Raw genomic sequence first — 25,554 nt, 5'->3', positions numbered from 1 at the left:
ACCTCAGCGAGAAACCAGGCTTCGGCGACATGCCGTGAACAAGCAACCAAACGCCCGCAACTCGGCATTATGGGACGTCCGCTTAGTACTGCAACTGCGCGTGGGCTGAGGTTGTTTCTCATCGGTGCGGCGGGGTAGACGGGCCTCAGATGATCTTGTCCGTTTACCGCCAGCATGACGGGCGTGGATGCTCATAGTGTCGAGCAATGGCTATCGACAACCGGGCTGTGGTTCAGGCGGCGTGGCGGGCGTTCGCCAGTCACGACGCAGAGCAGATCGCAGCGTTCTTCACCGAAGATGCCGAATGGCTCGCTCCGGCGGGCAACGCGACCGCGGTCGCGCTCGACGCATCCAGCCACATGATCGGCAGGCAGGCCATCACGCACTTCCTCGCAGACGAGTTCTCGCGGTTGTTCGTCAGTGACGTTGCTGTGGATTTTCGCGGCTTCTACGTCGACGGAGACCGGGTGATTGTGGAGGAAACGATGAGCGCCACGCTGGCAACCGGAAATGCCTACAGCAACGACTACTGTTTCGTCTTCGAGCTGCGGGACGGTCTCATTTACAGGGTGCGCGAGTACATGGACACCACGCGCGGGCATCGCGACGTCTTCGGAGGCGTCGCCGCTGGCGCCAGCAGCACTACCGAGGCCGCGCACACGTCGGTCAGGTGAGGGGGTGGCCGCGGCGGCGGTAGTGCGACAGCCGGGCCTGGTGTTGTCGGCGTCGTCGCCATCGTGACCAGGCCCAGACGTGCTCGGCGGGATTTAGCCGTGTGAGCACGAACGCGATCAGCAGACGACGGATCTCCGATAAGGTGAGCGCGATCATGCCGTCGCCTCTGTCGGTAATTCCCCCTTTGCTGCAACGGTTTTCGTCGCAGCCAGCCAGGCCAGGGCGAGCATCGACAGGGTGATGTGGGCATACCAGGCCCGCCATTTGCGAACCTGGTAGTGATCCAGCCCGGCCTCGCCTTTGGCCTGCTGAAACGCCTCCTCCACATGCCAGCGTGCCCCTGCGATCCAGGCCAGGGCGACCAGCCGCGCCGAAGCCGGGCCGTAGCAGAGATAGTAGGCGATCTCAGTGGGGTTGCTGATCGAGCGTCGGGCCAGCAGCCAGTGTCCACGCCCGGACTTCCAGGTGCCGTCGATCTGGCGGCGTGCCCAGTCGTATTCGCGTGGCCCGTGCGCGCCAGCGCCGACCGACAACCGCTGCCACGACGGTGCGGCGAACTCGCCGACCAGGTCGTCGGAGCGAGTGGTGCGGTCGGCGCGAGTGGTCATCTGGTGGTCGCGACGGGTGGCCATGACGTAGAACACGTCGCGGTCTTCGAGCCAGCCCCGCAGGTAGCCTGCCTGCCCGTAGGCTTCGTCGGCGGTGAACCAGGCGAAGGGCACCTCCGCCGCCAGCGCACGCTCGAGCATGGCGATCATCTGCCGCGGCTTGGTCGCGAACTCGACCTCGTCGGGTATTCCGGCGTCGCGGCATCGCTCACGATCGGACGTCCACGACTCCGGGACGTAGAGTTCCCGGTCGATCAGGGCGTGCCCGTGCCGGGACGCATACGCCAGAAAAACTCCGATCTGGCAATTCTCCGTACGCCCGGCGGTGCCGGAGTATTGCCGTTGCACCCCAGCGGATTTCACGCCCTTCTTCAGGAATCCGGTCTCGTCGCCGGCCAGCACGGCTCCGGGGTCGCCGAGGTGCTCGACGACGTAGTCACGCACGTCGTCGCGGACACCGTCGACGTCCCAGTCCGCAGCGCGCAGCAACCGCTGCATTCCATACGGGCAGCCCTCACCAGCACGTTCGGCTACCGTCCACCCGTTCTTGCGTTCCAGACCCCGCGACCAGCCCCGACACGTACTCCCGCGCTCGCCCCCGCGGCTCAGCCCGGGTGAACCGTCTCCCGATACTCGCCATCAACGAATCCAGCTCCGCCACAACCCGATCCAACACCACCCGACAGGTCTACCAGCACCAAACGATGCGAGTGCAGTTGCAGTATTAGGCGGCCGGGTCACGGTTGGCCTGGAAGATACGGGTCACGTTCGGGGTTCTGGCCCAAATTTCGTGAAGTCGATGGTGCTGTTGCTTAGTCGCTCAACAAGATTCGCTTCCTTAACAGGTCCGGGTTGGCTCGGCCGAACATCTGCCGTTTCAACATCTTGATCCGATTGACGTGGCCTTCGCCCGCACCGCTGCTCCAGTGCAGGATCACGGCTGCCGCCGGACATCGCAGAACTCGTGGAACAACTGGCCGGGAACGCACACGACCGCTGGGCGGCATGCCGAATATCGGAGGGCCTGGCCCCCACATCCGTGCCGAGGCCGTGACGCCTCGAACAAGTATCGACAGAGTGCCGCCGCACCCGAGGTGTGGCGGCACTCGCGGTAGGCGGGTCGTGCCTATCATCGTTTCGCCGTAAAGCATCTTCGGGTCCGGTGGCCAGCGAATCACACTGCTACGAAACGCTTTACGATCACGGAATCCTCCTTGGAAGGGGTCGTGAAACATGGCGTAGCAGTAGTGCGGCGGCCGCGGCCGGGAGGGATCCTGCTACTCGGCGGGCACCTTGCCGGTGATTAGGTCGACGAAGCTGGCCGGGGTGTTGGCGCCGATGAGCAGGCCGTGGTTGCGGTCGGATTCGGCGGCGAACTCGGCACTGCGGGGGAAGAGTGCTTGCTCGTATTCCGAGAGTGCGGCCTCGGCATCGCCGGGGTGTGCGGCGAGGGCCCTGCCGAGTTCGGCGCCGTCGAACATGGCGAGATTGGCGCCCTCGCCCGCGAACGGGGACATGAGGTGCGCCGCGTCGCCGAGCAGGGTGAGACCCGCGACTCGGTCCCAGCGATGATCGATCGGCAGGATGTTGACCGGGCGTAGCACCGGCTCGGCGTCGGCGTCGGTGATGAGCGCGGTCAGCTCGGGTGCCCAGCCGTCGAACTGTGCCGCCACACGTTCGTAGGTGGTGACGGCATCGGTGACATCGAGGTCGGCGAACCACTCCTGCGGCTTCGACAGCGCGATGTAGGCGTGCAGGACGCCGTGGGCCTCGCGGTGCACGAGGATCCCCTTACCCGGCGCGATGGCCGACATCGAGCCCGCGCCAACGAGTTCGGCTGCGGCAGGGTGGCGTTCATCCACGTCGTAGAGGTAGGTCTCGACGAACGTCGTGCCGATATAGGTCGGCTGGGCGTCCGACAGCAGCGGGCGCACCCTGGACCAGGCGCCGTCCGCGCCGACGAGCAGGCTCGTCGTCACGGTCGTCCCGTTGGCGAAGCGCAGTTCGTGGCGGCCCTCGCCGATCCCGGCGACCCCGGTGACCTTGTGCCCCCACCGGATCGTGTCGTCGGGCAACGAGTCGAGCAGGATTCGGCGCAGGTCGCCGCGCAGGACTTCCGGGCGTCCGCCGGTGCCGTCGTCGGGTTCGTCGAGCAGGACCGTGGCGTGCTGGTCGAGGACGCGGGTGGCTTCGCCGCCCTGGTGGATGATCGCGCGGAATTGGTCGGTGAGCCCGGCGGCTTCGAGAGCGAGCTGCCCGTTGTATTCGTGCATATCGAGTTGTCCGCCCTGGGTGCGGGTGTCCGCGGAGGCTTCGGCCTCGTAGATCGTGGCGGGGATGCCGTGCAAGTGCAGGACGCGGGCGAGGGTCAGGCCGCCGAGTCCGGCGCCGATGATCGTGACGGGGGTGGTCATGATGCCTCTTTTCGGGTTGGTACGACGTACCAACAGCTTGGTACGACGTACCAGTTGTGTCAAGATGAACCATGGCCAGAACCACCGAACGTCGCGCCGACGCCCTCACCCGCGAGCGGATCATCGAGGCGGCGGTCGAACTGCTGGACTCCGCCGGGGAGAACGGGCTCACCTTCCGCGCCCTGGCCACCCGGTTCGAGACCGGTCACGGTGCCATCCAGTGGCATATCGCGAACAAGGCCGAACTGCTCGAGGCCGCCACTACCCGCGCCGTCGCCCGCGCCATCGAGGATGCCGATCTGCAGGGCTCGCCCCGAGATGCGCTGCACGCCTTGGCCTCGGGGGTGTTCGACGCCGTCGAGGCGCACCCCTGGATCGGTGTTCAGCTCGCGCGCCCGCCGTGGCGGGACGCCATGGCCGAGATCTTCGAACGCGTCGGACGACTGGTGCGAGCCCTCGGCGCACCCGAGTCCGTGCAATTCACCACGACCCAGGCCCTGCTGCACTACATGATCGGCGCCAGCGGCCAGAACGCGACCAACGCCCGCTTCGGGGCGGGCGGTGATCGGCAGCAGACCCTCGACACCGAGGCCGACCGCTGGCAACGCCTCGACCCCGACAAGTACCCGTTTACCCGGACCATGGCCGCCCGGCTACGCCGACACGACGACCGGGTCGAATACCTGGCAGGTATCGATCTGATCATCGACGGTATGACAACCACGGCCCACGGAGGCGAGCGATGACCGCTCCAGCGTCTGCACAACGCATCCGGCGCCGGAGCGATTTATTGTGTTCGTATGGCTGGAAGATTCGCCATCGCCATCGTCGTAAGTTGTGTTGCCTTGGTGTTCGTCGGCGCGCAGGCACCCGTTGCGAATGACGCCGACGATGTCGCTCCGCTCTATAACGCCGCGCAGGACAACTTCGTCCGTGGCGACGTGGCAGGCGGATTGGCCCTGCTCGAGCAGGCGGTGGCTGTCGATCCCGGAAATACCGATGTCCTTGCGCTGCGGGCATTCTGGGCCGACGAAGCGGGAGATGTCCGCGCTCGTGACGACTCGGTGAACCGGCTCTGTGAGCTCGCACCCACCGTGCGAACGGCAGTGCTCGACGCCCTGCGGGCCATTCACAAAGCGCTGGTTACTCGGGTCAATTTCACCCCGACGCCACAGGGCCCCGAGACGGCAATCGTGATCCCGGGCTACGGATTGCTGCCCGACGGCTCGATGCGACCGGAGCTGATCAACCGATTGCAGGCCGGGCACTACGGACCGTCCCGCCGCGACGACCTACGGTGCTGTCCCTGGGCTATCGAATCGTGCCGCCCGGCAAGAACAACGGCCCCACGGTCCTCTGATCTCCTCCGGCCGGTCTCGTGTCAGCCGACCGCGTACGAGCCCGCTGACGAGAGCAAAAGAATTAGCTTCCGCGCTGGTGGGGCTTCTGCTTTCACGCGCAGCACTTGTAGGCGCTCTGAGTGATCGTGTACGGTTCGCCCGGCGGCGGTGTAGTTGTGGGTTTCGTGAACACATCCGGCGGGCACGGCACCTGGTCGCAGGAATCCAATACTTCCGGATGCTCGAACAACCATGTCACTCCCCATAACAGGGCCGCCAGCAACAGCACCGACGTGAACGCAATCTTGAACTTCACCCATTCACGATAGAGGAGAAGCCCCGCCGATCGGCGGGTGCTATTCCTTACCGCACGGTGTCAACTCCGGTTCGATCGCGGATCAGGCGCAGTTTGCGTGATTGACCCGACCTGGATTGCCAACGGGCGCTTGATGATCGATCATGTCGCTGGTGTTCTGATCTTGGACCGCTTGCGGTCTTGTTCCCGCATCTGGATGGGCTGCAGATCGACGGCATGACCGCGGCCGGGCTTCGAGTGGACCTCGATGTGAGCACCCGTGACGAGGCAGCCGTCTGTTCGGGCTGTGGAACCTCGTCCCGTCGGATCCATAGTCGCTACCGGCGGCGATTGTCCGATACGGCGATCACCGGCCGAGAGGTCGTGATCCGGTTGCGAGTGAGGCGGTTGTTCTGCGACAACTCCGGTTGCGGGAGAAGGACTTTCGCTGAGCAGCTGCCAGGACTGGCGGAGCGGTATGCCCGACGCACGACCATCCTGCAGCGCTTGCTGTGTGCGGTCGCGCTGGCATTGGGCGGTCGTCCGGATGCCCGGATGACCCGGCATTTGGCAGCCACGGTCAGCCGGATGACGCTACTGCGGCAGATCCGGGCGCTGCCCGATCCGGACCAGGCGACACCCCGCGTACTCGGGGTCGACGACTTCGCCCTGCGTCGCGGCCACCACTACGCAACGATCCTGATCGACATCGAGACCCGGCGCCCGGTCGACGTGCTCGGCGACCGCACCGCTGACACCCTCGCTGCCTGGCTGCGTGCCCATCCCGGAGTCGAGATCGTGTGCCGGGACCGCGCCAGCGCCTACGCCGACGGCATCTCGGCCGGAGCGCCGAATGCTCTGCAGGTTGCCGACCGATGGCACATCTGGCACAACCTCGGCGAAGCGGTCGAACGCGTCGTGGCCCGACACCGAGACTGCTTGGGTGCCACGGCCGTCGCTGAGTGCGATGTCGAGCCAGTGGTCGTGCGCCAGCAGCAAACGCCGGTGACTTCCGAGGTGATCGAGCCGCCAACCGGCAGGACGGACAAGTGGGCTGTCCGGACTCGTGAACGCTACGCCGCAGTCCACGCACTGCTCGGCGACGGTGTGAGCATCCGGGCCGTTGGCACCCAGCTCGGCTTGGCCCGGGGAACCGTGCGGCGTTTCGCCCGTGCCGTCAGCGTCGAGGAGTTGCTCGTCAACCATGGCACCGGGCGGCGCCCGAGTCTGCTCGAGGAGTTCAAGCCCTATCTGCATCAACGATGGAATGAGGGCTGCACCAACGCAACTCAGCTATTCCGTGAGATCCAGGAACTCGGCTACCGCGGAGGCAGCAAGATCCTGCTGAACTACCTGCACCCGTTCCGCGCCATCGGCGACATTCCCCGCGCAGTCCGCAAGCCGCCGTCGGTCCGTCGCGTCGTCAGCTGGATCATGAGCGAGCCCGCCCGTCTCGATCCCGACGATCAGCAGCGGCTCGACGCGATCCTGACCATGAGCGCCGAACTCACAGCCTTGGTCGGTCACGTCCGGGCCTTCGCGACGATGATGGTCGAGTTGCGTGGTCGTGAGCTGGAGCGATGGATGGCCGCCGTCGATGCCGAGGACCTGCCCGCGCTGCACTCGTTCGTCCGCGGCCTGCGCCGTGACCTCGACGCGGTCACCGCAGGCTTGACGCTGAGCTGGAGCAGCGGACCGGTCGAAGGACACGTCAACCGCATCAAGATGATCAAGCGCCATGTGTTCGGCAGGGCAAAACCAGATCTTCTCCGGAAACGAATCCTGTTGAGCGACTGAACATCCCGATCCGATCGGATCACCAAATTTGTGCCTGATCCACGTTCGGGCCGGAGTTGACAGGTCTTCGCCCTACCGGGACTGTCGCTGGCACCTATAGTTTGTGGCATGTGGCTGTATGCCGTGTGGGGGTGCATCGGTGCAGCTGTCAACTGCGGGGTCGTTTTCGTTGAGGCCAGCACCAGAGTCAAAGGGTGGCCATGGGGCCAGCCCGAGGGACCGGGTGGAGGTGTCTACGCCGCGGCGGTCGTAGTCCAAATCTGTACGGGTGCTGCGACTTCTGCTGCCGTGCTCAGCAGTGGCCTGATCACGCCGAATATTCTCATCGCCTTCGGCATCGGGACGGGCACCCCCGTCGTGCTCAAGAAGCTCAGCTTTTACGTGCAGTCCCTGCTGCCAGGAGACGAAGAACCGCAGGACGGGAGGAAAGGCTATGAGCCGTAGCCGATTCGGGCGCCGGTTTCTTGCGGCGTTGGCTGGTTCCACTCCAGCGTTCACCCGCCCAGTGAGCGAGGAATATCGGGGCGCCGGACGACGGTTCCTGGCCGCGCTCGCTGGGTCGACCCCCGCATTCAGCGCCGCGCCCAGCGATCAATACCGCAGAAGCGCAGGCATTTCGGTGCGACCGGACCGCGATGTCCGTCCCACCTTTCGCCCCTTCCGCCGCGGGCCGAGCTTGGCCCCGGCCCGAATGCGCGCCTCCGGCGGGGGGTGGACGAGGATCGCAGCAATAGCGGGGATCGCGGGTCTCATCGTCGCGCTCTTCGTTTCCGCGAATACCGTGTACAGATCAGCTCCTCCCGACCAGGCGGTAGCACTGGGTCCTGCCGGGGAGGTGAGCTTTACCGATTTCAGCCCGGCAGGTGGGGTCCTCGGTGGTGTCGGCGCCCATGGCACCGTCCGACTGTGGGACCTATCGGGCAACCAAGTCCGCACCTTCGAGACAGGTGCCAGCTCTACCACCTCGGTGGCGTTCAGTCCGGACGGCCGTTCAGTCGCTATCGCAGCCAATGACTCCTCGATCCGATTGTGGGACACCACAACCGGGCAGGCATCGGCGGTCCTGGACGCTGTTGGCGGACCGGTGTTCGCGGTGGCGTTCAGCACGGACGGCCACGTCTTGGCCTCGGCGTCGGCCGACGGTGCCGTCCGCATCTGGGACGTTCTCACCGCTCAACTGATCGGCGTCCCCCTGACCGGGCACGTCAGCCAGGTGACCTCGGTGGCGTTCAGTCCGGACGGCAACCGATTGGCATCAGCGTCGGCTGACCACACCGTCCGCATCTGGGACTGGCGCACCGGTTACGCGATTGATGGCCCTTTCATCGGGCACAACGAGTCAGTAGCAGCGGTTGCGTTCAGCCCAGACGGCCACCGACTGGCAACGATCGATATCGTTGGCGTGGTCATCGAGTGGGACGCCGCCACCGGGCGTCCCATCCGTGTTACCGACACCGGTCTCGAGGGCAGGGTGGCTTCGGTGGCGTTCAGCCCGGACGGCAAGACCATACGGGCAACCGGCAACCAGGACAGCACGCTGCGATTAAAGGAACTGAAGGCCTGAACGAGTCAGTCCCCTAACCCAAAGCGGTCGACTTCACACCCGAGCCATGATTTTCCGAACCCGCCGGTAGTGATGACCCGGGCGCTAGATGAGACTGCTCAGTCTTAGCCTCAGTCGGTCTCGTCTGTGGAACGCGCGGGTCGCGGCAATGTCGGGTGTTCAGAAGTTGGCAGTCGTCGAATGGCTCTGCGCGTCAGCTGTTCGGAGCGAAGCGGTAGACCTGCGATTCGCGAGGTTGGAATCCGAGTCGTTCGTACAGGCGGTTGGCCGCAGTCCGGGATGGTCGGGAGGTCAGATCCAGCGTTCTGGCACCGGCAGCGCTCGCGCGCATCTTCGCCTGCTCGATCAGTACCGCGCCGATCCCATGACCGCGGGCGGCCTCATCGACGACGACGTCTTCGATCCGTGCCCGCAGCCCTGACGGGATCGGGTACATCACCAAGCTCAAGGTACCGACGATCTTTCCGTCGTCACGGGCGATCAGCACGGTGGTCGATTCGGTAGATGCCAACTGTGTCAATGCTTCCCGATCGAGACGTTTCGCCGACTGCGACAGCTGCGGTAGCAGCCGACCCACTGCCTCGACGATCTCGTCATCGACCACGCTCAATGCTTCCACCGTGACTGCCATCCAGGCACCGTACCGCTCGGCGGTCCGAAATGACCTCAGCCCTTTGGCCTTCCGGACTTTGACTGGGCTGTTTGAGCCGCTCGCGACGTAACATCACCGCGCGTTCACGCGGCGATTGTTGGTGTCGGGCCGGTACGTGTAGTGGATGAGTCCCTGCTGAAACTTGCCTAGGTTGTCGTAGAGAGCGCGAGCTGGGCTGTCTTCCAGGGAGTTCCAGTAGAGACCGGGGAAGCCGTGCTCTTTGGCGTCCTGCGCCACCCACTCGATCAAGGCCGTCGCCACACCCCGCCGCCGGACTTCGGCGTCGACGAACAGGTCCGCCAAATAGCATTTGCCGGAGTACCAGATACTGGCGTGGAACAGGTAGTGCGCGATAGCGACCATCTTGCCGTCGAGCCAGGCGCCGACCCCGCGTATCTGCTCGTCGTCGAGCAGACGTCGCCATGCACGTTCATAGTCTTCGTCGCTTCGTTCGACCGCGAAGTACATGTCCTTACCGCGTGCCAGCACTTCCCAACTGGCGCGGTCGGATTCGGTCAGGAGACTGATTTCTTCCACGGTGACCATCATTACGACGCACGTGCCTGCGTCCCTACTGGGTGTAGCGCCGACAGAGACGCACTGGATTCGGCAAGAGCGGCGTTCTGCGCCGCAGCCGATCTGGCCCCGCAGAACGCGCGCACCGCGGCATTACCGCGTTCCATGAGATCGAATCGTCAGTACGGCTCCGGCCTGGAGGTGCCTGGCGGCCGATCCGCTGCCGATGTGAAAGGTGCACTTCCGAGTCGCACACCTACAGTTCGGAGCGCGCTCGAGCGGATCGCAAATAGTACACTTGGACCTGCGACCTGACCTGAGTGGTACCGGCGCAGTGCGTCATTGACGGCGACGCCCTCTCCGGACGATCACCTAGTCCCCATCCTCCATCGGATCACGATGTTGAAGGTGGCTCCGGCACTCACCGAGATGCCGCTTACGGCGGCATCTCGGTTGACCGGAGCCATCTTTGTGAGGGGACCGGGTTGACCTTGGCCAAGGGCGATGGAGACCGTGCCGGGCGTTCGATCATCGAGCGCCCGGCGCCCGGCGGAGGCGGACTCCCAGAGGAGTACACGACATTCGGCAGAGGCGAACGTTCGCGAACGCGCGGGTCGCGGCATTACCGCTCACTCGTTCCGACTGAAGTCAGAGTCGACGGGTGCAACACAGAACGCCTCTGATCGGACCGTGCCCGCGGTCAGGTCAAGAGGGGGAGATGTCTATGCGGTCGGTCGGGTGGGCGGTGGTGCCAGGCCGAGGATCCCGGTGAGGTCGCGCAGGCATTCTTCGTAGACCGGTTCGAGGTCGGAGTACGCGAAGTCGAGCTGGTGCAGGACTTCCATGCACAGCAGGCCGTAGAGCCGAATCCAGCAGGACAGGAAGACATGCGCGGCCGCGGGTGGCAGCTGGTCGCCGATACTCGCCGAGTACGCGATCAGCTGCTCGTGTAAGGACGCGGGCAGATCCGTCAGCGCGGGGATCGGGAACGGGCGCGTCTGCCAGAGCTCGATCGTCAGATCCAGCAGGACCCGTTCGAATCGTTGCCCGGCCCGGTGGCGTTCGGAATCGGGTTGCCGGTTCAGTGGGGTGATGGGGGCGGCGAAGATCCAGCCGAACTCGGCCGGGTGGGCGATCGCCCAGGTGCGCATGGCGCGGCAGACCGTCAGGATACGTTCGCCGACAGGCGCTTCGGCGTCGGCGTCGCGGGCCTGTTCCATTGAGGTGGCCAGCTCGTCGAAGAAATCCGCGGTCACTGCGCCGACCAGCGCCTCGTGGCTGGCGTAGTAGTGATACAGCGACGGACCGCTCATCCCGACCTCCCGGGCTACCGCGTTGATCGTCACCGCGGCGGCCCCGTGCTCCACCAGCAGCGCGCGTACCGCCTCGTGGATTTCCTGCAAGGTCGCCTTGCGTAGCCGCTCGCGTCGCCCACCGGTCTTCGTCGCCATCGTCGCCTTTCCGCTGCACCGCCGTCGTTGACATCCTAGAGCATCTATGGTGTCTTAATGACTCTAAATTATCTATATACTCTAGGGAGTTGGTGTGAGACATTCGTGGTGGCTGGTCCTGGCAGCCGCGCTGGTCGTGACGGCGGAGTGGTGGCGGCAGTCCCGAGCTGCTCGGCTACGCGGCGGCCGGCCGGTCTGTGATCGCAGGAGCCGGCGTTGAAGGCGCTCGTCGTGGGTGGCGGTATCGGCGGGCTGGCCGCCGCGGTAGCGTTCCACCAGCAGGGCTGGACGGTGGAGGTGCTCGAACGCGCACCGGAAATCACCGAAATCGGTGCGGGGCTCTCGATTCAACCCAACGGGCTGCGCGCCCTGGACGCGCTCGGCCTCGGCGACCTACTCCGCGCCGGCGGGCCGGCCGGGCCGCCGCAGGGTATTCGAAATGCCGAAGGCGCCTGGCTGATCCGCAACGATATCGCCGACCTGGAACGGCGCTTCGGTCCGTGGGCGATCATTCACCGAGCCGCACTGGTCGACATCCTGCGCGCGGCCCTGCCCGCGTCTGCGCTGCGACCGGGAACCACCGTGCGAGAGGTGTTGCCCGACGGCACAGTCCATTACGACGATGGCACCGCCACCGCGGACCTCGTGATCGGCGCCGACGGCGTGCACAGTGTGACCCGGCGCTCGATCTGGCCACATGCCGCCGGTCCGCGTTACCTGGGTTACACCACCTGGCGCCTGCTCACCGCGCCTTACGAGGTGGCGGGCAGTATCGAAATGTGGGGTAAGGGTGAACGATTCGGCTATCTTCCGATGCCGGACGGCCGTGTCTACTGCTATCTGATGGGCAATGCCCCGGCCGGATCGCGTACGGGACTTGAACAACTGCGCGACCGTTTCGCGAGCTGGCATGACCCGGTCCCGGCACTCCTCGCGGCCGCTTGCCCGGACGAGGTGCTGCAGCACGACACTTACGAGCTACCGAATCTGCGCACTTACGTCCGCGGGAACGTCGCGATACTCGGGGACGCCGCCCACGCCATGGCACCGAACCTCGGGCAGGGCGCCTGCCAGGCACTCGAGGACGCCGTCACACTCGCCGCAACCGTGGGCACTCGCGGCATCGACGCGGGGCTGGCGCAGTACGACCGCCTGCGCAGACCACGCACCCAGATGATCGCCCAGCTCTCGCGCCGCGTCGGCGCACCCGCACACTGGGATTCAACTCTGGCCATCGCCCTGCGCAACACTGCCCTGCCCCTGCTGCCCAGCGCGTTCCTCGGTCGTTCGATCACACCCGCCTACTCCTGGACGCTCTGACACCCACCCGAAAGACGAACGATGCCCTTGCCTCGAATCGTGATCGCCGTTGTCGCGGTGATCACAATGGTCAGCCCCGTCCTCGCCGACTTGGTCATCCCCGACCTGGCCGCGCAGCACGCCTTCAACCCGAACTGGCCGCCGCACGCGAAGTTTCACGACGCTCAATACATGGTGATGACGGTGCTGCTGGGCCTCATCGGCCTGGCGCTCATCCTGCGGCCAGGCCGGGACGCACACCGCTCGACGCTGTGCGCGGCAGCCGTCGTGGCCACCCCATGGCTCGGGATGGCCGGCGCGCTACTGTTCCCCGAGACCGCCACCCACGACCCGGAGTTCGCCGCACAGACCGTCTTCATTCTCGGGCTGCACGGGCAACTATTCCTGGCGCTGATCCTTCTCGCAGCCCTGCTCGGCGCGCTAGTGGTGTCATGGCGGCGTGCGATTCGACCTGTCACCGACCAGCCGTCGAGCCGCTGAGGTCGAAGCGGCATCCAAGCAGAGGATGGGTCGTGACTCGGCAATATCGTGCGTTGGGAGACGCTGTCGGCCAACCGGTTTGGACGGCTGACCAACACGCGCTCCGCGGCATGTGCGTGCGTTGTTTGTCGGGTGAGAAGCGATGTCGTCTAGCTCCGCGACGGTGTGAGCGCGATCCTGCCGAACACCTCGCCTGCTTCCATTTTCTGGTGGGCCAGAACGGCCTGTTCCAAGGGAAGTGCCTCGTGCACAACGGCTTTTAGCTCGCCACGACTGGCGGCAGAGAACAGTTCGGCGGTCACGGCGCGTCGCGCGAGTGCGGGCACGGTGTCGGCGCTGAAAGTGCCGAACGACATCGACTTCCGGAACGCCGCGACCATCTCCATACCGAAGTCCGCCGGTGGCATGCCTGCCATCGCACCGACGGCCACCATGCGACCGTTCGGCTCGAGCCGGGCGAAGAAGGAAGGCAGATCCACACCGGCGACAATGTCGAGGATGACGTCGTAGCCTGCGGGAGCGTCCTGCCCACCCCGGCCGGCGCGGTCGAGCACGTGGGTCGCGCCCAGCTTGCGCAGGCGATCGCCACGCTCGGCCGAGGATGTCGTGACCGCCACCGCACCGGCACCGCCACGGGCTGCGATCTGGACCGCCATGACCCCGATGCCGCCGGCCGCGCCGCGCACCAGCACCGACTCACCGCGAGCGAAGTGGGCGTGACGCAGAGCGAAGTGGGCCACCATTGCCGAGCTGCCGAGCGTCACCGCAGCGACGGCCGAAAGGTCGGCAGGCAGGGGAACGAGCATCTCGCCCGATGCGAGCGCCTGTTCGGCATACCCGCCGCTCTCACCAGTGAGCGCCCACACACGCCGGCCGACCCAAGTGGTGTCGACGCCCTCGCCGACCTCGGTCACGGTGCCCGCGACCTCGCTGCCGAGGATGCGACCGGGCGTGGCGCCGTACGCGGCCAGCGCGCCGCTTCGGATCAGGGCATCGAGACCGCCGACGCCGATCGCCTCGGTCGTGATCGACACCTGCCCGGCGGCCGGATGCGGGTCGGGGAAGTCGACCACGGCGAGCGCCTCGGGACCCCCGAATGCCTGGACTATCACTGCCCTCACCGGTTTCTCCATGTTCTTCTCGATCGGAACCAACCAGCGGACCGTAACGGACGGACCCGTCCGTTTAGCTAAAGTGAGAGCGGTGACTGCTCATTTGCCTCACACACTGCGTTCGGACGCGCGTGACAATCGCGAACGCATCCTCGAGGCGGCTCGCACGGTATTCGGCAGCGCAGGTCTGGATGTGCCGATGCGGGAGATCGCCCGGAGTGCCGAGGTCGGGCCCGCGACCCTCTACCGCCATTTCCCGACCAAGGAGATGCTGGTCGCGGAGGCGTTCACCGATCAGATGCTGGCCTGCCGGTCCCTCGTGGACGAGGGGCTCGCCGACCCGGATCCCTGGCATGGTTTCTGCCTCACGATCGAGAATCTCTGCGAGCTGCAAGCACGCGACCACGGTTTCACCGCGGCCTTCATGTCCACCTACCCCCACGCGCTGGATTTCGCCGCGATCCGCACATCCTCGCTGACCGCCGCCGCGGAGCTGATCCGCCGCGCCAAGGACACCGGGCGCCTACGCCCCGACATAATGCTCGACGACCTCATCCTCATGATCATGGCCAACAACGGCATCCAGGCGAGCACGCCTGCAGCACGCCTAGCGGCCTCCCGACGCTTCGCCGCACTTATGATCCAAGCGTTCCAGGCCACCCCCGGGTCCGCGCCGCTGCCGCCGCTACCACGATTGATGCCCACAGTGCCGGTACCCCGACACAAATCCAACCAGTCGAAACACTCGGCGACCAGGGGATAACCACCCTGTCATCGGCACTATCGGATGTTCTGCGCCGCAGTCGATCTCGCCGTGCAGAACGCCCGCCACGCGGCAGTATCGTGCGTCTGTCCTTGTTGGGGCATGGTCGGACGGTGGGGAAGGACGACCATGTTGTCCACCCGCCGGGGATCAACTGCCGAAAGATGGCTCTGCATGGCGTCCTTCCCGCCCTCCATACGCTTATTTGCTGCGTCCTAGTGGGGGTCGATCGGCGCGATCGTGGCTACCGAGCGGTCAGCTCGAGCTGGTGGAAAATGATGTCTCGTAGTCGAGAAAGGCCTCGATAACGGCGGTTTGGGTGGTGTATCGATCATTGAAACGGTTGGGGCTCCAGTCGGCGGCGGAGGTCAGGTCGCTGGTTCCGTGCAGGAGTAGGTCGGTGAGGACCTTGGCGTAGCCGGGGCCGTGGGTGAGTCCGGCTTCGTTATCTCCGGTCAGGGCGTAGAGGCCCTCGACGGCGGCGACAGGCCCGACCAGTGCGCGCCAATCAGGGGTGTAGCAGGGTGCGCCGTGTTTGACCGTGATGCTCGATTGCCGGGCCAGAACCGGCATCACGGTGTCGGCGCGTGCGGCCACTCGCAGCAGTTCCCGCACACCGTCGTAAGGGATCTCGTCGAGCCGCTCCGGCATCGGGGCGTCGAGGAGGATGTTGCGCGGGTACGTATCGTAGGTGCCGCCCCACAGCAAGCCACCGGCGTGCCAGCGCACCCACAACAGTGTTCCGCCGTCGGTGTCCTCGGGAATCAGACCCGAAAGGAACAGAGCGGGCAGCGTGCTGGGCAGATCGAGGTTCTCGGTGATGATCCGTGAGGTGATCTGCGGTGCGGTGGGCAGGAATATGCCGAGGGGAGCGAGCAATTCATTGCTCCACGCGCCCGCAGCCACCACCACCGCCGCACAATCAATTGTCCCGGTGGCGGTTTCGACGCCGACGATACGACCGCCGCGGGTACGCAGCGCGGTAACCGGCCGCCGCGAGTCGACCACTCCGGGGTGACGGTGCAGCCGCTCGGCAAGGGCTGCCCCGACCTTCGGCGCGAAGACCTGCGCACCGCCTGGCTCGAACAGTCCGCCAGCTATTCCACTGCCCGCGACCAGGCCATGGGTCAGTGCCTCGACTTCGGCCGCATCCACAACAGTCGCTTGCTCGCCGTACTCCGCACCACTGTCGCTGATTTCCTGCAACGAGGACGCGCGGGCGTCCAACGACAGAATTCCGTTGCTACGCAGGTCGATGTCGTGGCCTTCGGCTTGCAACCGGGCATAGTAATCCAGGCTGTAGCCTGCCACGGCTTGCTCCGCCGCGAATGGCGTCCAGCTCGCCAGGAACCCGGCACCGGCTGCGCTGGTGCCCTGAAAGAGCCCGTCGCGTTCCAGCAGCCGGACACTTCCGGCCCCGGATTCGATCAGGTGCAAAGCTAGTGTGCACCCCAATATTCCGCCACCGATGACGACGACGTCGGCGTGGTCAGACATTATTCCTCCAGTAAGAGTCCGAGCGATATTCGAACCCGGGGCCCCTGGGATGAACCGACCCTAACCGACTCCCGAAATTTTCGCCTATGGCAATTTTTCAGACCAAATGCCAGCTCGCGGACGCTTCATCCGTAAGGTCGCGGATGCGAAAGTGACGGCGCTGGGCACGCTGGCCGAGAAGAGCGTCAAGCCGAGCGGCATGTCTGGCCGTCACCCCGACGAGTGTCCACTCCTCGGCAGCAGAGGATGTTTGATCCGCGGCGTACTACTGCTCGGTTGGTGTTGGGCCTGCCTGGACCCACGCATTGCGGAGCGTGGTGTAGTCGATCACGACGATGCCTTCCTGATCGAGAAGTTCCCGGGCTTGCCTGGAAATCAGGAACTCGTAGTCGGTGCGGCGCACGCGCCATCCGCTGTCGATCGTCTTGGACTGCCCACCACCTGTGCTGGGATGTACCGCCCACTCAGTGAGCCCGGCGGGCAGATCGTGTAGCAGCTGGGTGTACCGAGCCGCCTTGTCCGCGATGTCGAGGGCGAAGCTGTCCAGGAAATCGTGGTCGACCACCGGCAGGCCCCGTTGCCGGGCCTTCTGCCGTCCTGGTTCGAGCCAGATCCTGGTGGCAACACCGTACTCGGCGGCCAGCGTCATGGTCAGGTCGAGGATGTCCGCGCGACCGCCGTCGGCCAAGCAGTGGAAGTCCAGATGTGTCGGCACGAGCCCGGCGTCCACCACGGCGTTGATCTGGGCCCGGAACTCTCTCTCGACCTCTGGCAGGCGGGCGCGCGCCAGCAACTCGGCGCGCCCTGTGGGGGTGAAGGCGCGCAGGAGGCCGGTGTCGTCGAGCAGAGAGGTCACCGCCGTCTTCGGGCTCAGCGGTTCCCACCGGTCTTGGGCGCAGTCGCGGACCAGCGTGAGGTGGATCCCGAACCGAACTTCAGGTCTGTCCTGCAACAGGCCCATGGCCTGTGGTGCTGCGGGACTCACCGGCATCAGGCTGCACGAGCTTGCGATCCCCTGTTCGATCCCTACCCCAACTCGAGGCCCCCGACAAAACCCTGTCGGCCTTCCTCGAATTCCACGACACCCGCATCGCCAAGCACACCGGCTGAGCTGGTCACGGCCGCCTGGCGAGTCTGACACCGCGCCGCCAGACTTCGGTGACCGCCGCGGTCGCGGAGATATCAGCAGTGGGATCTCCCTCCACCAGGAGCAGGTCGGCGCGCAGCCCCGGGGCGACGCGACCTCGATCCGCGAGCCCGAAGTACCGCGCGGGCAAACTCGTAGCCGCCGCGAGCGCCTCCTGGTTGGTGAGTCCCGCCGCGATGAGCAGCTCGAGCTCCCGGTGCAGTCCGGCACCGTGGGCCGGGACATAGGGGGTGGCGTCGGTCCCGGCCAGCAGCGGCACGTCGGCCTCGTAGAGGAGTCGCGCGACCGAGGCTGCGCCTGCCGCCGTGCCGGGCACCGAACGATCGGCGGCCTGCTCGGTGATCGCCTCGAAGTACACGAGCGTGCTGATGACGAAGATGCCGCTGGCGGCAACGTCGGCGACGAGATCGGTGTCGGAGGCGTCGGTCCAGACGTGGGCGAGTCCGTCGACGCCGCAGTCGAGAGCGGTGCGTACCTCGGCGGCGGTGATGGCGTGCGCGATCACCCTGAGGTCGGCCGCATGGGCCGCGACGACCAGCGCGCGCACCGTCTGCTCGGACAGCACCGGCAGTGTTGCTCCGTGCACGGCGCCGTCATCGATGACGATCTTGAGATAGTCGGCGCCCTCGGCGAGCCGGGCGCGCACGAAATCGACTGCCTGGTACGGGCTTTCGATCATGTCGAACGGCGCGGCGCCCTGCGTGTCGACGCCCGGCGCGGCCAGCAGTTGGCTGGGGTGCCCGCCCGGGGCCGTGGCGAGGGTGCCCGCGCTGCGAAAATCGGCGATGTCGTCGCGCCGGGCGGCGAGTTCGCGCTGGATGGCCAGGCTTTCGGGCAGGCAGAACATGTCCAGCTCGGTGGTGACGCCGAAGGCGAGGGCGGCGGCGAGATCGCCCTCCCCGAAGGTGTGCGTGTGCGCGTCGATCAGGCCGGGCAGCAGTGTCCGCCCGGTCCCGTCGATCTCGATATCGCCGGGGCCGCCGTCGTACTCGGCGATGCGATCGTCGATGATCAGCACGGTCGTGCGGGGTGTGGTCTTCTCACCGTCGAACAGCCGGACGTCGCGAATTACGGTGCGCATGGAATCTCCCGCGGGTTGTTCGATAGGGAAGAGCCGGTCCCGCGCGAGCCAACCCGCGGTGCCGACGGCGGCGGTGCCGAAAACGGCGCTCGCACGCAGGAACCCACGCCGGTTCATCGGGCGCTACGAACTACGAGGCGCATGGCTGACTCCTGGTGTGTCGGAGGGATAGGTATGAACAAGGAGGGGATCGGCTCGGGCGATGTCACGCTCTACCCAGCGCGAGTGAGATGGATCACGATGCGCCGCTTCGGCGTTACGTTCGGAACCGGCGCGCACTCTCGGGTGGTGTACACCGGCGAACAGAAAGGGGTGCGCGATGAGCGAGCCAGGACGAGCGATGGCGGACGCCGACACGGCGACACGGATCTTCGTCGAGCACCGGGAACTGTTGTTCTCCGTTGTCTACAACATGCTCGGCAGCGTCGCCGACACCGAGGACGTGCTGCAGGATGTGTGGCTGTCCTGGGCGCCGCGCACCGAGCCGAAAACCGTGGCGCAGGTGGAGAATCCGCGTGCATACCTGGTGCGGATGGCGGTGAACCAGGCGCTCGCCCGCCGGGCGGCGGTGACCAGGCGCCGGGAAACCTACGTGGGCCCGTGGTTGCCCGAACCACTGGTCGCCACCGCACCGGAGTCCGATGCCGAAGCCGAAGTGCTTCGGGTGGAGTCACTCTCGACAGCCCTGCTGGTGGTTCTGGAATCGCTCGCACCGGTGGAGCGGGCGGTATTCGTGCTCTCCGAGACCTTCGGGTACAGCCACGGCGAGATCGGCGAGATGCTGGATCGCAGCCCGGCGGCGGTACGCCAGCTGGCGTACCGGGCGCGTCAGCATGTGGCGGCCCGCCGCCCCCGTACCCAGGCCGATCCGCGGCTGCGCCGCGAGGTCACCGAGCGCTTTGTCGCCGCCACCATGGGCGGCGATCTGGAAGGTCTGCTCGCGGTACTGGCGCCGGACGTCACGCTGTGGACCGACGGCGGCGCGAAGGGACCCGCGCACAGCCTGCGACCGGTGCACGGCTGGGAGCGGGTCGCCAAGGTCTTCCTGGAGCTCGCCCGCGGCGGCGGGCTGCGCGGTTACCAGGTGCGGTGGCGCACGGTCAGCGGCGATCCGGGTGCCGTCGTCTTCGACGGCGATGCACCGCTCGCCGTTCTGGTGCTCGACGTGACACCCGACAACATGGTTCAGGGCATCTACTCGGTGACCAACCCGGACAAGCTGACCGGCGTCCGCTGACAGGCAACCGATTCCGCGAAGTCCTCTCGGGCGACCCGGTTCTGCATTGTCGGCCGCCGCTGCGGGTGCGCGACACCCTGTTCTGAGCGGCCGTTCACCAGGGATTCAGCAACCATCGCTCGACTGTTGTTCTGCGACAATGGTTCCGGTACGTGGTGAAGGAGAAGAATCCGTGACAAGCGCCTTTCCAGGCCAGCCCGCGTCGGCAAGGATGTGGCGGTGACTCCACGCCAGTGGCCCCTCGTGGCGGAGCAGGTCGTGCCCGCCGATGAGTTCTCGGCGTTCGAGTCCGCCTGCGCGGCGGTGACCCGCGACACGAACGGTTTCGAAGAATTCGACAGGTTCGAGGACGCCCACTGGAGCCTGCGAACAGCCGGGAACGGAGCTAGCCGAGGGTGGGTACTCACCTTCGTTGTTGGCAACGACCCGCTGTTCGGATTCGGAGTCAGCGACGGGCTCGAAGCCGCAGAGATCGTCGTGCGAGTGGCGGAAGCCTTCCAGGATCACATGGCTGGCTACGAGTTCATCCAATGGCCGTTGCACGGCCACCGCCCGGCAAAACCAGCGGTAGTCGAGGGCGGAGCCGTCTGGATCGACGGCTCCGAGATCACCGCCGCTATCGGCAGCCTCGATCCGAGCGGTATGGACTGATGCGCACGCTGATTCTGACCTTCACCATGTTCGGCACGCTGCTGGGCGCGATAGGGGCTGTGACATTCGCGGTGGTGGTCGGCAGGCCGATCGAGCTCTACACCGACCACGTCTATACCGCCAGCTACGAACCGATGCCGCTGGGCACACTGTCAGAGATTCGAGGACTGCTGAATACCGCGCTCATCACGGCCGGGCTGATCCTGGGCAGTGGCTTGCTCGGAGCGGCCATCGGATGGGGTTTGACAGCAACGGGTTTCAGGATGTACTTCAGGCCGACCTCAGTTCTCGGGGTCGAGGAGCATCCGGGAGGAAAGCCACGCTAAACAGACAGGGCGAATCCTGTTGCTGTGCTGGTGATTTCATACCGGCTTGACTGATGAGGGTGTGCCCGGGCTGGTTCATCGACATCGAAGCCGCGACCAGCCTCTCGGCCATCGCCGCCTACGCGCCGGCCAGTCTCACCGACCGCGGCATCCCCGAAGTCAGCGTCGCCGAACTGCGAGGCCGCGCCCGCGAACTCGGCTGTCAGAAGCACGCGTTTGCGTAGCGGTGGAAGCCCGGCCCTGCCGAACATCTGCCTGTGAGCATTTTGATGTGATTGACCCGGCCCTCGACCGGACCGGAGTTCCAATGCATGGTCAGACCGGCGATGACGGCGTTGAGGTCGGACTCGAGCCCGCGGATTGGGTGCGTTGTGGCGCGGCCAGATGAGCTGTTAGCTATGCCACGCAACGGCTCTGTCACAGACTTTCGTCCGTCGGCGTCTCATGTTCGTTCAACACACCCCACGAGTGAGGACGACACCATGACTACTCGAGAGCACGCAATCGCTCTGGTTACCGGAGCGAACAAAGGGATCGGCCGGGCGGCAGCCCAACAGCTCGCCACCTTAGGAATGACAGTGCTGGTCGGCGCCAGGGATCCCCAGCGCGGCGAGCAGGCCGCGGCGGCGATACGCGCGGCCGGGGGCACAGCGCATGCGCTCACCTTGGACGTCACCGATGCGGCGACAATCCGAGCGGCGGCACACTGGATCGAGGAACATCTCGGGCACCTGGACGTACTGATCAACAACGCGGGAATCAGCGGTTCCGGTCAGGTCGACCCCGGCGACGCCGTCGACCAAATCCCCAGCACCGTCGAGCTGGACATGGTCCGAAAGGTCTTCGAAACCAACGTCTTCGGCGTGATCGCGGTGACCAATGCCATGCTGCCGCTGCTGCGGCGGTCACCCACACCGCGCATCGTCAACGTTGCGAGCCATGCCGCTTCGCTCACCCTGTTCAGCGACCCCAATGGTCCGTTCGCGGCGTTGTTGCCCTCGGCGGCGTACTCGCCGTCGAAGTCGGCGCTGCTTTCGTTGACTGTCAACTACGCCAACGAACTACGTAAGGACGGCATCCTGGTCAACGCTGTGGCTCCCGGTTACGTGGACACCGACAGCAATAACCACACCGGCTTTCTCACCGTGGAGCAAGGAGCAGCGATTCTGGTGCGCATGGCCACACTCGGGGCAGACGGAACAACCGGTGGATTCGTCAGCGAAGACGGCCCGGTTCCGTGGTAGTCGATCGCTGCCCGCAACGCGATCATTCGGCGAATCGTCACCGCAGAATGTTCATGACCCGTCACGCGCTCCTGCCGCGGTACGGGCGTTCTGTGCGCCCAGATCGGCTGCGGCGCAGAACGAACGTCCGCATCTGCCGATGCGCGAGCCCTTTCGGCTCAACGACCCACTCCCACAGAAGGATTGATCAGATGCCGAACTGGCCGACGCTCGACCCGATCGAACAGCGCGACAAGCTCACCGAGATCACGAGCGAGGTGCTCCCCACCCTGCCGATCGGTTGGACTCGGCTTGTAATGCGCGCCAGGATGATCGGGCCGCATGCGGAATCCGATACCGGAGTGCGAATGCCCGACGGCACGATACAAGCCTGGTCGTTTCCGCCCGATGTCTGGCGGAAGTTCCAGCAACTGCGGAAGGGATGTATGTTCAGGGACTCGGCTCATGGATCGAGTTCGAATACATTCTGGATCCGCCCGACCGCTTCACCATTCGATACAACCGAGATCCGCCCCAGCCTTCTCGGTACCGCCGACGGCTGCGCACTTCGGCACCGAGAACAAGTGGTTTCCGCGATCGGATCAAGAGGTGCCGGAGTGGTTCCGCCAGGGGCTGAGTCCAGCCTGGCGCTGTTCGAACCGGCCGCGCGAGCTGTCCGGAGATCAACGGACACAGCACTTTACGGCTGTGCTCGTGTCGGTCCGCGTTGTCAGGTGATTGGTTCGGCCTCAGCATAAGCGGCGCGCCCCGCCCTAGCGCGCCGTGGCCATAGCCGATCGGTCCTCCGTTAACGTCACTGGTCGGTCAGTATCTGCCGATGTGGTGGCCACGAGACGAGTGCCGACTCCAGGTTGGCGGATAGGCTCGTTGCAGTTCTCGGTCTGTCCTAAGCGTGCAAATCGAGGACAAGCGTCGCGGCGGCCGATCTGACCGCGCCCTAACGTGATCTTTGAGCCGTGTGTGTCCGGTCGACGGGGGCCAGTGACGGGGACCAACCGCGGACGAAGGATGGTTCGTCCGCGTTTGGTCCGGCGCGGTGTGCTTGCGCTTCAGACCTGGGCGAAGCCGCCGTCCACGACGAGTTCGGAGCCGTTGACGTAGCTGGACGCGTCGGAGGCGAGGAACACGGCTGCCGCGGCGATTTCCTCTGGTTCGGCCAGTCGGCCGAGCGGAACCGCCGCCCCGGCCGCGGTGAGTTCGTCGGCTGAGACCAGCTCTTGCAAGCCCTGTGTGCGGGTGCCGCCGGGGGAGAGCACGTTGATCCGGTACTGGCGCTTGCCGGCGTCGTGGGCGAACCCGCGAGCCAGGTTGCGGATCGCGGCCTTGGTCGCCCCGTACACGGGCAGGTAGGACTGGGGGCGCGAGATCGCCGTCGATCCGGTGAGGATGATCGACGCGCCCGGCGAGAGCAGCGGCATCGCTTTCTGCACGGTGAACAGCGAGCCCTTGACGTTGGTGGTGAACATGGCGTCGAATTGCTCCTCGGTGATCTCGCCCAGCGGGGCGGCGATTCCGATCCCCGCGTTGGCCACCAGGACATCGATCCGGCCCGCCTGTTCGGCGACGGTGGCGTAGAGCCTGTCGAGGTCTTCGAGTCGGCCGACGTCGCAGCGGATCCCGGTGACCTTGGGGCCGAGTTCGGCTTCGACCTCGTCGAGCTGCGCCTGGCGACGACCGACGGCGAACACCCGCGCTCCCTCGGCGCGGTAGGACCGCGCGATCGCCAGCCCGATACCCGTGTTCGCCCCGGTCACGACCGCGACCTTGCCCTCCAGCACCTTCATGACAACTCCTATCCGCGTTATTGACCGTACAGTCCATAATTTTGCTTATATGGACCGAAAGGTCAATAACGCGAGAGGCGCTGTGCCGTACTTCACTGCGGCAGGAGTGCTCAGAACGCGGGCAGCAGGCCGTTGAGCAGAGCCTCGGCTGTGGCCGACAACGCGGCCGGATCCTGGCCGACTCGGCCGAGCACGATCAGCCCGAGCTGACCGGCCAGCACCGCCCGGGCGGTGACGTCGGGGTCCAGATGGGGCGCGAGGTCTCCCTCGCGTTGCGCTCGTCGTACCGCGTCGGTCAGCACGGCGGTGGTCGAGGCGTAGCTGCGCCGCGCCTCCGCGGCCACCTCGGCGGCGCTCACCGACAGTTCCATCGCAGTGTTGGCGAGCAGGCAACCCCGACGGGCTTGCTCGCCACTGGGATCACGCACGGGCCCGGTCACGAAACCCCGGATTACATCGATACCGCGCTCAGCTTGTTCGAGCCAGCTGCGTAGCATTTGATTATTGGCCTCGTCATACATCCGCAGCACGCGCAAGAACAGGCTCTTCTTGTCTCCGAACGCTCCGTACAGGCTCCCCTTGCCGAGCCCACTGGCTATCAGGAGATCTTCGAGCGATGTGCCCGCGTACCCGTTATCCCAAAACGCCGACTGCACAGCTGACAGCACGCGCTCTTCATCGAACTGTCGTGGACGCGGCATGGGGGCGATACTACCCATAGTGGACTGGCCGGTCCAGCATCCTCGCGAGGTGGCGAGGCCGGCAGCGAGCAACTGACCGTCGTCGATCTTCACGACCGTTCTGGGGTTGGGGGAGAAACGGCCAGGATTGAACGCTAAGGGCGTTTCTCCTGGTCAGAGCATATTCACCATCGACCACTTTGGCCGCGACCGTCCTGGCTGCCGCCGGGCTGGCCGCTATCGCGCTCGTACACACCCGTTCTGCACGTCCAGCATCGGAACAGCTCTGCACCCTCTCCGTGGGAGCTGCCGCCGGGCGCGACGGGTGTACCCGCTCGATGAACGAGTGATCGGAATTTGAAATCCCTGCAGCACAAACATGCTCAGCCGTTCATGATGTCGCGGACGCTGGGGGAGTACCTCCAGAACACCCTCTTCTGACTCGCCCCTTTGCTCCGGGCGCCTCTCATAATCCGCTCTTGCCGAATTGAGGGCGTTCGATCCGGCAACCGGCAGCTGTGCGGAATCTAGCGCGTCTGGTTCGCGGCTGCCGATTCCTGGAAGTCGACGAGCGCTTCTCCGTGCACCTGTGCCCACCGCGTCAGCATCGCTATCGGCTCTTGGAGCGTCTCGCCGAGCGGGGTCAGGCTGTATTCCACCCGCGGGGGCGCCTCGGCGTAGCGCCGTCGATCGACGAGGCCGTTGCGCTGCAGGCGGCGCAGCGTCTGAGTCAGCACCTTGTGGGAGATACCGCCGGACAAGGCGACGAGTTCACTGTGCCGCTTGGGGCCGTCTGTCAGCGCGTACAGGGTGACTACCGACCACTTGTTCGCGATGACCTCCATCGCTGTGCGCGCGGGACAGTCGGTCATGAACATGATTCCGGCAGGAGGACGCACGACCCGGAGGTTACCAAAAGG

Annotated in this window: 26 protein-coding genes and 1 pseudogene; 14 read left to right on the top strand and 13 right to left on the bottom strand. The window is 65.7% G+C overall.

Annotation, left to right across the window (positions count from 1 at the left end; genetic code table 11):
* Positions 1–206 precede the first annotated feature (206 nt).
* Entirely contained in the window at positions 207–674 is a 468-nt protein-coding gene (locus KV110_RS24740; protein ID WP_218469669.1) for a nuclear transport factor 2 family protein, read from the top strand.
* A gap of 153 nt (positions 675–827) precedes the next feature.
* On the opposite strand, the pseudogene KV110_RS24735 reads toward KV110_RS24740, so the two are convergent.
* Positions 828–1,962: pseudogene (locus KV110_RS24735) on the bottom strand (IS701 family transposase).
* A gap of 598 nt (positions 1,963–2,560) precedes the next feature.
* Complete coding sequence (locus tag KV110_RS24725) at positions 2,561–3,697, bottom strand: FAD-dependent oxidoreductase (RefSeq protein ID WP_218469668.1); 1,137 nt, start codon at positions 3,695–3,697, stop codon at positions 2,561–2,563.
* Positions 3,698–3,768: 71 nt separating this feature from the next.
* On the opposite strand from KV110_RS24725, the gene KV110_RS24720 reads away from it, so the two are divergent.
* Both KV110_RS24720 and KV110_RS24715 read left to right on the top strand, forming a co-directional pair.
* The gene (locus KV110_RS24720) at positions 3,769–4,443 is read left to right on the top strand and encodes a TetR/AcrR family transcriptional regulator (RefSeq protein WP_218469667.1); all 675 of its coding nucleotides are present in this window, start codon (positions 3,769–3,771) and stop codon (positions 4,441–4,443) included.
* A gap of 54 nt (positions 4,444–4,497) precedes the next feature.
* On the top strand, positions 4,498–5,181 hold the full coding sequence (locus KV110_RS24715) for a tetratricopeptide repeat protein (protein WP_218469666.1): 684 nt from the start codon (positions 4,498–4,500) through the stop codon (positions 5,179–5,181).
* On the opposite strand, the gene KV110_RS24710 is transcribed toward KV110_RS24715, so the two are convergent.
* Positions 5,150–5,353, bottom strand: coding sequence for a hypothetical protein (locus tag KV110_RS24710; protein ID WP_218469665.1), 204 nt, complete (start codon positions 5,351–5,353; stop codon positions 5,150–5,152). The genes KV110_RS24715 and KV110_RS24710 overlap by 32 nt on opposite strands.
* Positions 5,354–5,569: 216 nt before the next feature.
* Here KV110_RS24710 and KV110_RS24705 point away from each other — a divergent pair, with 216 nt between their 5' ends.
* The 3 genes from KV110_RS24705 to KV110_RS24695 all read left to right on the top strand — a co-directional run bounded on the left by KV110_RS24705 (position 5,570) and on the right by KV110_RS24695 (position 8,693).
* Entirely contained in the window at positions 5,570–7,129 is a 1,560-nt protein-coding gene (locus KV110_RS24705) for an ISL3 family transposase (RefSeq protein WP_218478834.1), read from the top strand.
* A 108-nt stretch (positions 7,130–7,237) separates the two neighbouring features.
* Positions 7,238–7,573 (top strand): hypothetical protein, encoded by a 336-nt coding sequence (locus tag KV110_RS24700; protein ID WP_218469664.1) that lies wholly within the window; start codon positions 7,238–7,240, stop codon positions 7,571–7,573.
* Positions 7,574–7,964: 391 nt separating this feature from the next.
* Positions 7,965–8,693 carry a WD40 repeat domain-containing protein gene (locus KV110_RS24695; protein ID WP_218469663.1) on the top strand — a complete coding sequence of 243 codons (729 nt, stop codon included), beginning with the start codon at positions 7,965–7,967 and terminating at the stop codon, positions 8,691–8,693.
* 193 nt (positions 8,694–8,886) lie between these two features.
* Here KV110_RS24695 and KV110_RS24690 read toward each other — a convergent pair whose 3' ends face one another.
* The 3 genes from KV110_RS24690 to KV110_RS24680 form a co-directional block, all read right to left on the bottom strand.
* On the bottom strand, positions 8,887–9,324 hold the full coding sequence (locus tag KV110_RS24690) for a GNAT family N-acetyltransferase (RefSeq protein ID WP_218469662.1): 438 nt from the start codon (positions 9,322–9,324) through the stop codon (positions 8,887–8,889).
* A 93-nt stretch (positions 9,325–9,417) separates the two neighbouring features.
* Positions 9,418–9,891 (bottom strand): GNAT family N-acetyltransferase, encoded by a 474-nt coding sequence (locus tag KV110_RS24685; RefSeq protein ID WP_246634767.1) that lies wholly within the window; start codon positions 9,889–9,891, stop codon positions 9,418–9,420.
* Positions 9,892–10,583: 692 nt separating this feature from the next.
* Positions 10,584–11,312 carry a TetR/AcrR family transcriptional regulator gene (locus tag KV110_RS24680; RefSeq protein ID WP_218469660.1) on the bottom strand — a complete coding sequence of 243 codons (729 nt, stop codon included), beginning with the start codon at positions 11,310–11,312 and terminating at the stop codon, positions 10,584–10,586.
* A 216-nt stretch (positions 11,313–11,528) separates the two neighbouring features.
* Here KV110_RS24680 and KV110_RS24675 point away from each other — a divergent pair, with 216 nt between their 5' ends.
* Both KV110_RS24675 and KV110_RS24670 read left to right on the top strand, forming a co-directional pair.
* Positions 11,529–12,632 (top strand): FAD-dependent monooxygenase, encoded by a 1,104-nt coding sequence (locus tag KV110_RS24675; RefSeq protein ID WP_218469659.1) that lies wholly within the window; start codon positions 11,529–11,531, stop codon positions 12,630–12,632.
* Positions 12,633–12,653: 21 nt separating this feature from the next.
* Positions 12,654–13,112, top strand: a complete 459-nt coding sequence (locus KV110_RS24670) for a DUF6640 family protein (RefSeq protein ID WP_246633949.1) — start codon at positions 12,654–12,656, stop codon at positions 13,110–13,112.
* Between the two features lie 149 nt (positions 13,113–13,261).
* Here KV110_RS24670 and KV110_RS24665 read toward each other — a convergent pair whose 3' ends face one another.
* Positions 13,262–14,233: a zinc-binding dehydrogenase gene (locus KV110_RS24665; protein ID WP_218469658.1), complete on the bottom strand. Its 972-nt coding sequence runs from the start codon at positions 14,231–14,233 to the stop codon at positions 13,262–13,264.
* Between the two features lie 82 nt (positions 14,234–14,315).
* Between KV110_RS24665 and KV110_RS24660 the strand changes: the two genes are divergently transcribed.
* Complete coding sequence (locus tag KV110_RS24660; protein WP_246633948.1) at positions 14,316–14,987, top strand: TetR/AcrR family transcriptional regulator; 672 nt, start codon at positions 14,316–14,318, stop codon at positions 14,985–14,987.
* Between the two features lie 255 nt (positions 14,988–15,242).
* On the opposite strand, the gene KV110_RS24655 is transcribed toward KV110_RS24660, so the two are convergent.
* The 3 genes from KV110_RS24655 to KV110_RS24645 form a co-directional block, all read right to left on the bottom strand.
* The gene (locus tag KV110_RS24655) at positions 15,243–16,484 is read right to left on the bottom strand and encodes an NAD(P)/FAD-dependent oxidoreductase (RefSeq protein ID WP_218469656.1); all 1,242 of its coding nucleotides are present in this window, start codon (positions 16,482–16,484) and stop codon (positions 15,243–15,245) included.
* A 265-nt stretch (positions 16,485–16,749) separates the two neighbouring features.
* Positions 16,750–17,469: a ChbG/HpnK family deacetylase gene (locus tag KV110_RS24650; RefSeq protein WP_218469655.1), complete on the bottom strand. Its 720-nt coding sequence runs from the start codon at positions 17,467–17,469 to the stop codon at positions 16,750–16,752.
* Positions 17,470–17,599: 130 nt separating this feature from the next.
* Positions 17,600–18,712: an amidohydrolase family protein gene (locus KV110_RS24645; RefSeq protein WP_218469654.1), complete on the bottom strand. Its 1,113-nt coding sequence runs from the start codon at positions 18,710–18,712 to the stop codon at positions 17,600–17,602.
* 319 nt (positions 18,713–19,031) lie between these two features.
* On the opposite strand from KV110_RS24645, the gene sigJ reads away from it, so the two are divergent.
* The 5 genes from sigJ (at position 19,032) to KV110_RS24620 (ending at position 22,170) form a co-directional block, all read left to right on the top strand.
* Positions 19,032–19,949: an RNA polymerase sigma factor SigJ gene (gene sigJ, locus KV110_RS24640; protein WP_246633947.1), complete on the top strand. Its 918-nt coding sequence runs from the start codon at positions 19,032–19,034 to the stop codon at positions 19,947–19,949.
* 219 nt (positions 19,950–20,168) lie between these two features.
* Positions 20,169–20,600: a hypothetical protein gene (locus KV110_RS24635; RefSeq protein WP_218469653.1), complete on the top strand. Its 432-nt coding sequence runs from the start codon at positions 20,169–20,171 to the stop codon at positions 20,598–20,600.
* A complete protein-coding gene (locus KV110_RS24630; protein WP_218469652.1) occupies positions 20,600–20,926 on the top strand; it encodes a hypothetical protein in 327 nt (108 codons plus the stop codon). The genes KV110_RS24635 and KV110_RS24630 overlap by 1 nt, the downstream gene beginning before the upstream one ends.
* Before the next feature lie 53 nt (positions 20,927–20,979).
* A complete protein-coding gene (locus KV110_RS24625) occupies positions 20,980–21,150 on the top strand; it encodes a hypothetical protein (RefSeq protein ID WP_218469651.1) in 171 nt (56 codons plus the stop codon).
* Positions 21,151–21,408: 258 nt separating this feature from the next.
* Complete coding sequence (locus KV110_RS24620) at positions 21,409–22,170, top strand: SDR family oxidoreductase (RefSeq protein ID WP_218469650.1); 762 nt, start codon at positions 21,409–21,411, stop codon at positions 22,168–22,170.
* Positions 22,171–23,219: 1,049 nt separating this feature from the next.
* Here the strand turns inward: KV110_RS24620 and KV110_RS24615 are convergent.
* The 3 genes from KV110_RS24615 to KV110_RS24605 all read right to left on the bottom strand — a co-directional run bounded on the left by KV110_RS24615 (position 23,220) and on the right by KV110_RS24605 (position 25,533).
* Positions 23,220–23,954: an SDR family NAD(P)-dependent oxidoreductase gene (locus tag KV110_RS24615; protein ID WP_218469649.1), complete on the bottom strand. Its 735-nt coding sequence runs from the start codon at positions 23,952–23,954 to the stop codon at positions 23,220–23,222.
* Positions 23,955–24,064: 110 nt separating this feature from the next.
* The gene (locus tag KV110_RS24610) at positions 24,065–24,655 is read right to left on the bottom strand and encodes a TetR/AcrR family transcriptional regulator (protein WP_218469648.1); all 591 of its coding nucleotides are present in this window, start codon (positions 24,653–24,655) and stop codon (positions 24,065–24,067) included.
* 506 nt (positions 24,656–25,161) lie between these two features.
* A complete protein-coding gene (locus KV110_RS24605) occupies positions 25,162–25,533 on the bottom strand; it encodes a winged helix-turn-helix transcriptional regulator (protein ID WP_343224115.1) in 372 nt (123 codons plus the stop codon).
* Positions 25,534–25,554: the final 21 nt, after the last annotated feature.

This window comes from Nocardia iowensis (assembly GCF_019222765.1).
Classification (GTDB): domain Bacteria; phylum Actinomycetota; class Actinomycetes; order Mycobacteriales; family Mycobacteriaceae; genus Nocardia; species Nocardia iowensis.
Note: the sequence above shows the minus strand (reverse complement) of the source record. Positions and strands in the feature narration are given on the sequence as shown.

What these genes read in the sequence shown, in the direction of transcription:
- sigJ (WP_246633947.1), top strand. Translation starts at nt 19,032, where the DNA reads ATGAGCGAGCCAGGACGAGCGATGGCGGACGCCGACACGGCGACACGG.
- KV110_RS24740 (WP_218469669.1), top strand. Translation starts at nt 207, where the DNA reads ATGGCTATCGACAACCGGGCTGTGGTTCAGGCGGCGTGGCGGGCGTTC.
- KV110_RS24715 (WP_218469666.1), top strand. Translation starts at nt 4,498, where the DNA reads ATGGCTGGAAGATTCGCCATCGCCATCGTCGTAAGTTGTGTTGCCTTG.
- KV110_RS24670 (WP_246633949.1), top strand. Translation starts at nt 12,654, where the DNA reads ATGCCCTTGCCTCGAATCGTGATCGCCGTTGTCGCGGTGATCACAATG.
- KV110_RS24625 (WP_218469651.1), top strand. Translation starts at nt 20,980, where the DNA reads ATGAGGGTGTGCCCGGGCTGGTTCATCGACATCGAAGCCGCGACCAGC.
- KV110_RS24610 (WP_218469648.1), bottom strand. Translation starts at nt 24,655, where the DNA reads ATGCCGCGTCCACGACAGTTCGATGAAGAGCGCGTGCTGTCAGCTGTG.
- KV110_RS24690 (WP_218469662.1), bottom strand. Translation starts at nt 9,324, where the DNA reads ATGGCAGTCACGGTGGAAGCATTGAGCGTGGTCGATGACGAGATCGTC.
- KV110_RS24630 (WP_218469652.1), top strand. Translation starts at nt 20,600, where the DNA reads ATGCGCACGCTGATTCTGACCTTCACCATGTTCGGCACGCTGCTGGGC.
- KV110_RS24685 (WP_246634767.1), bottom strand. Translation starts at nt 9,891, where the DNA reads ATGGTCACCGTGGAAGAAATCAGTCTCCTGACCGAATCCGACCGCGCC.
- KV110_RS24645 (WP_218469654.1), bottom strand. Translation starts at nt 18,712, where the DNA reads ATGCGCACCGTAATTCGCGACGTCCGGCTGTTCGACGGTGAGAAGACC.
- KV110_RS24680 (WP_218469660.1), bottom strand. Translation starts at nt 11,312, where the DNA reads ATGGCGACGAAGACCGGTGGGCGACGCGAGCGGCTACGCAAGGCGACC.
- KV110_RS24705 (WP_218478834.1), top strand. Translation starts at nt 5,570, where the DNA reads ATGACCGCGGCCGGGCTTCGAGTGGACCTCGATGTGAGCACCCGTGAC.
- KV110_RS24615 (WP_218469649.1), bottom strand. Translation starts at nt 23,954, where the DNA reads ATGAAGGTGCTGGAGGGCAAGGTCGCGGTCGTGACCGGGGCGAACACG.
- KV110_RS24655 (WP_218469656.1), bottom strand. Translation starts at nt 16,484, where the DNA reads ATGTCTGACCACGCCGACGTCGTCGTCATCGGTGGCGGAATATTGGGG.
- KV110_RS24725 (WP_218469668.1), bottom strand. Translation starts at nt 3,697, where the DNA reads ATGACCACCCCCGTCACGATCATCGGCGCCGGACTCGGCGGCCTGACC.
- KV110_RS24720 (WP_218469667.1), top strand. Translation starts at nt 3,769, where the DNA reads ATGGCCAGAACCACCGAACGTCGCGCCGACGCCCTCACCCGCGAGCGG.
- KV110_RS24620 (WP_218469650.1), top strand. Translation starts at nt 21,409, where the DNA reads ATGACTACTCGAGAGCACGCAATCGCTCTGGTTACCGGAGCGAACAAA.
- KV110_RS24700 (WP_218469664.1), top strand. Translation starts at nt 7,238, where the DNA reads ATGTGGCTGTATGCCGTGTGGGGGTGCATCGGTGCAGCTGTCAACTGC.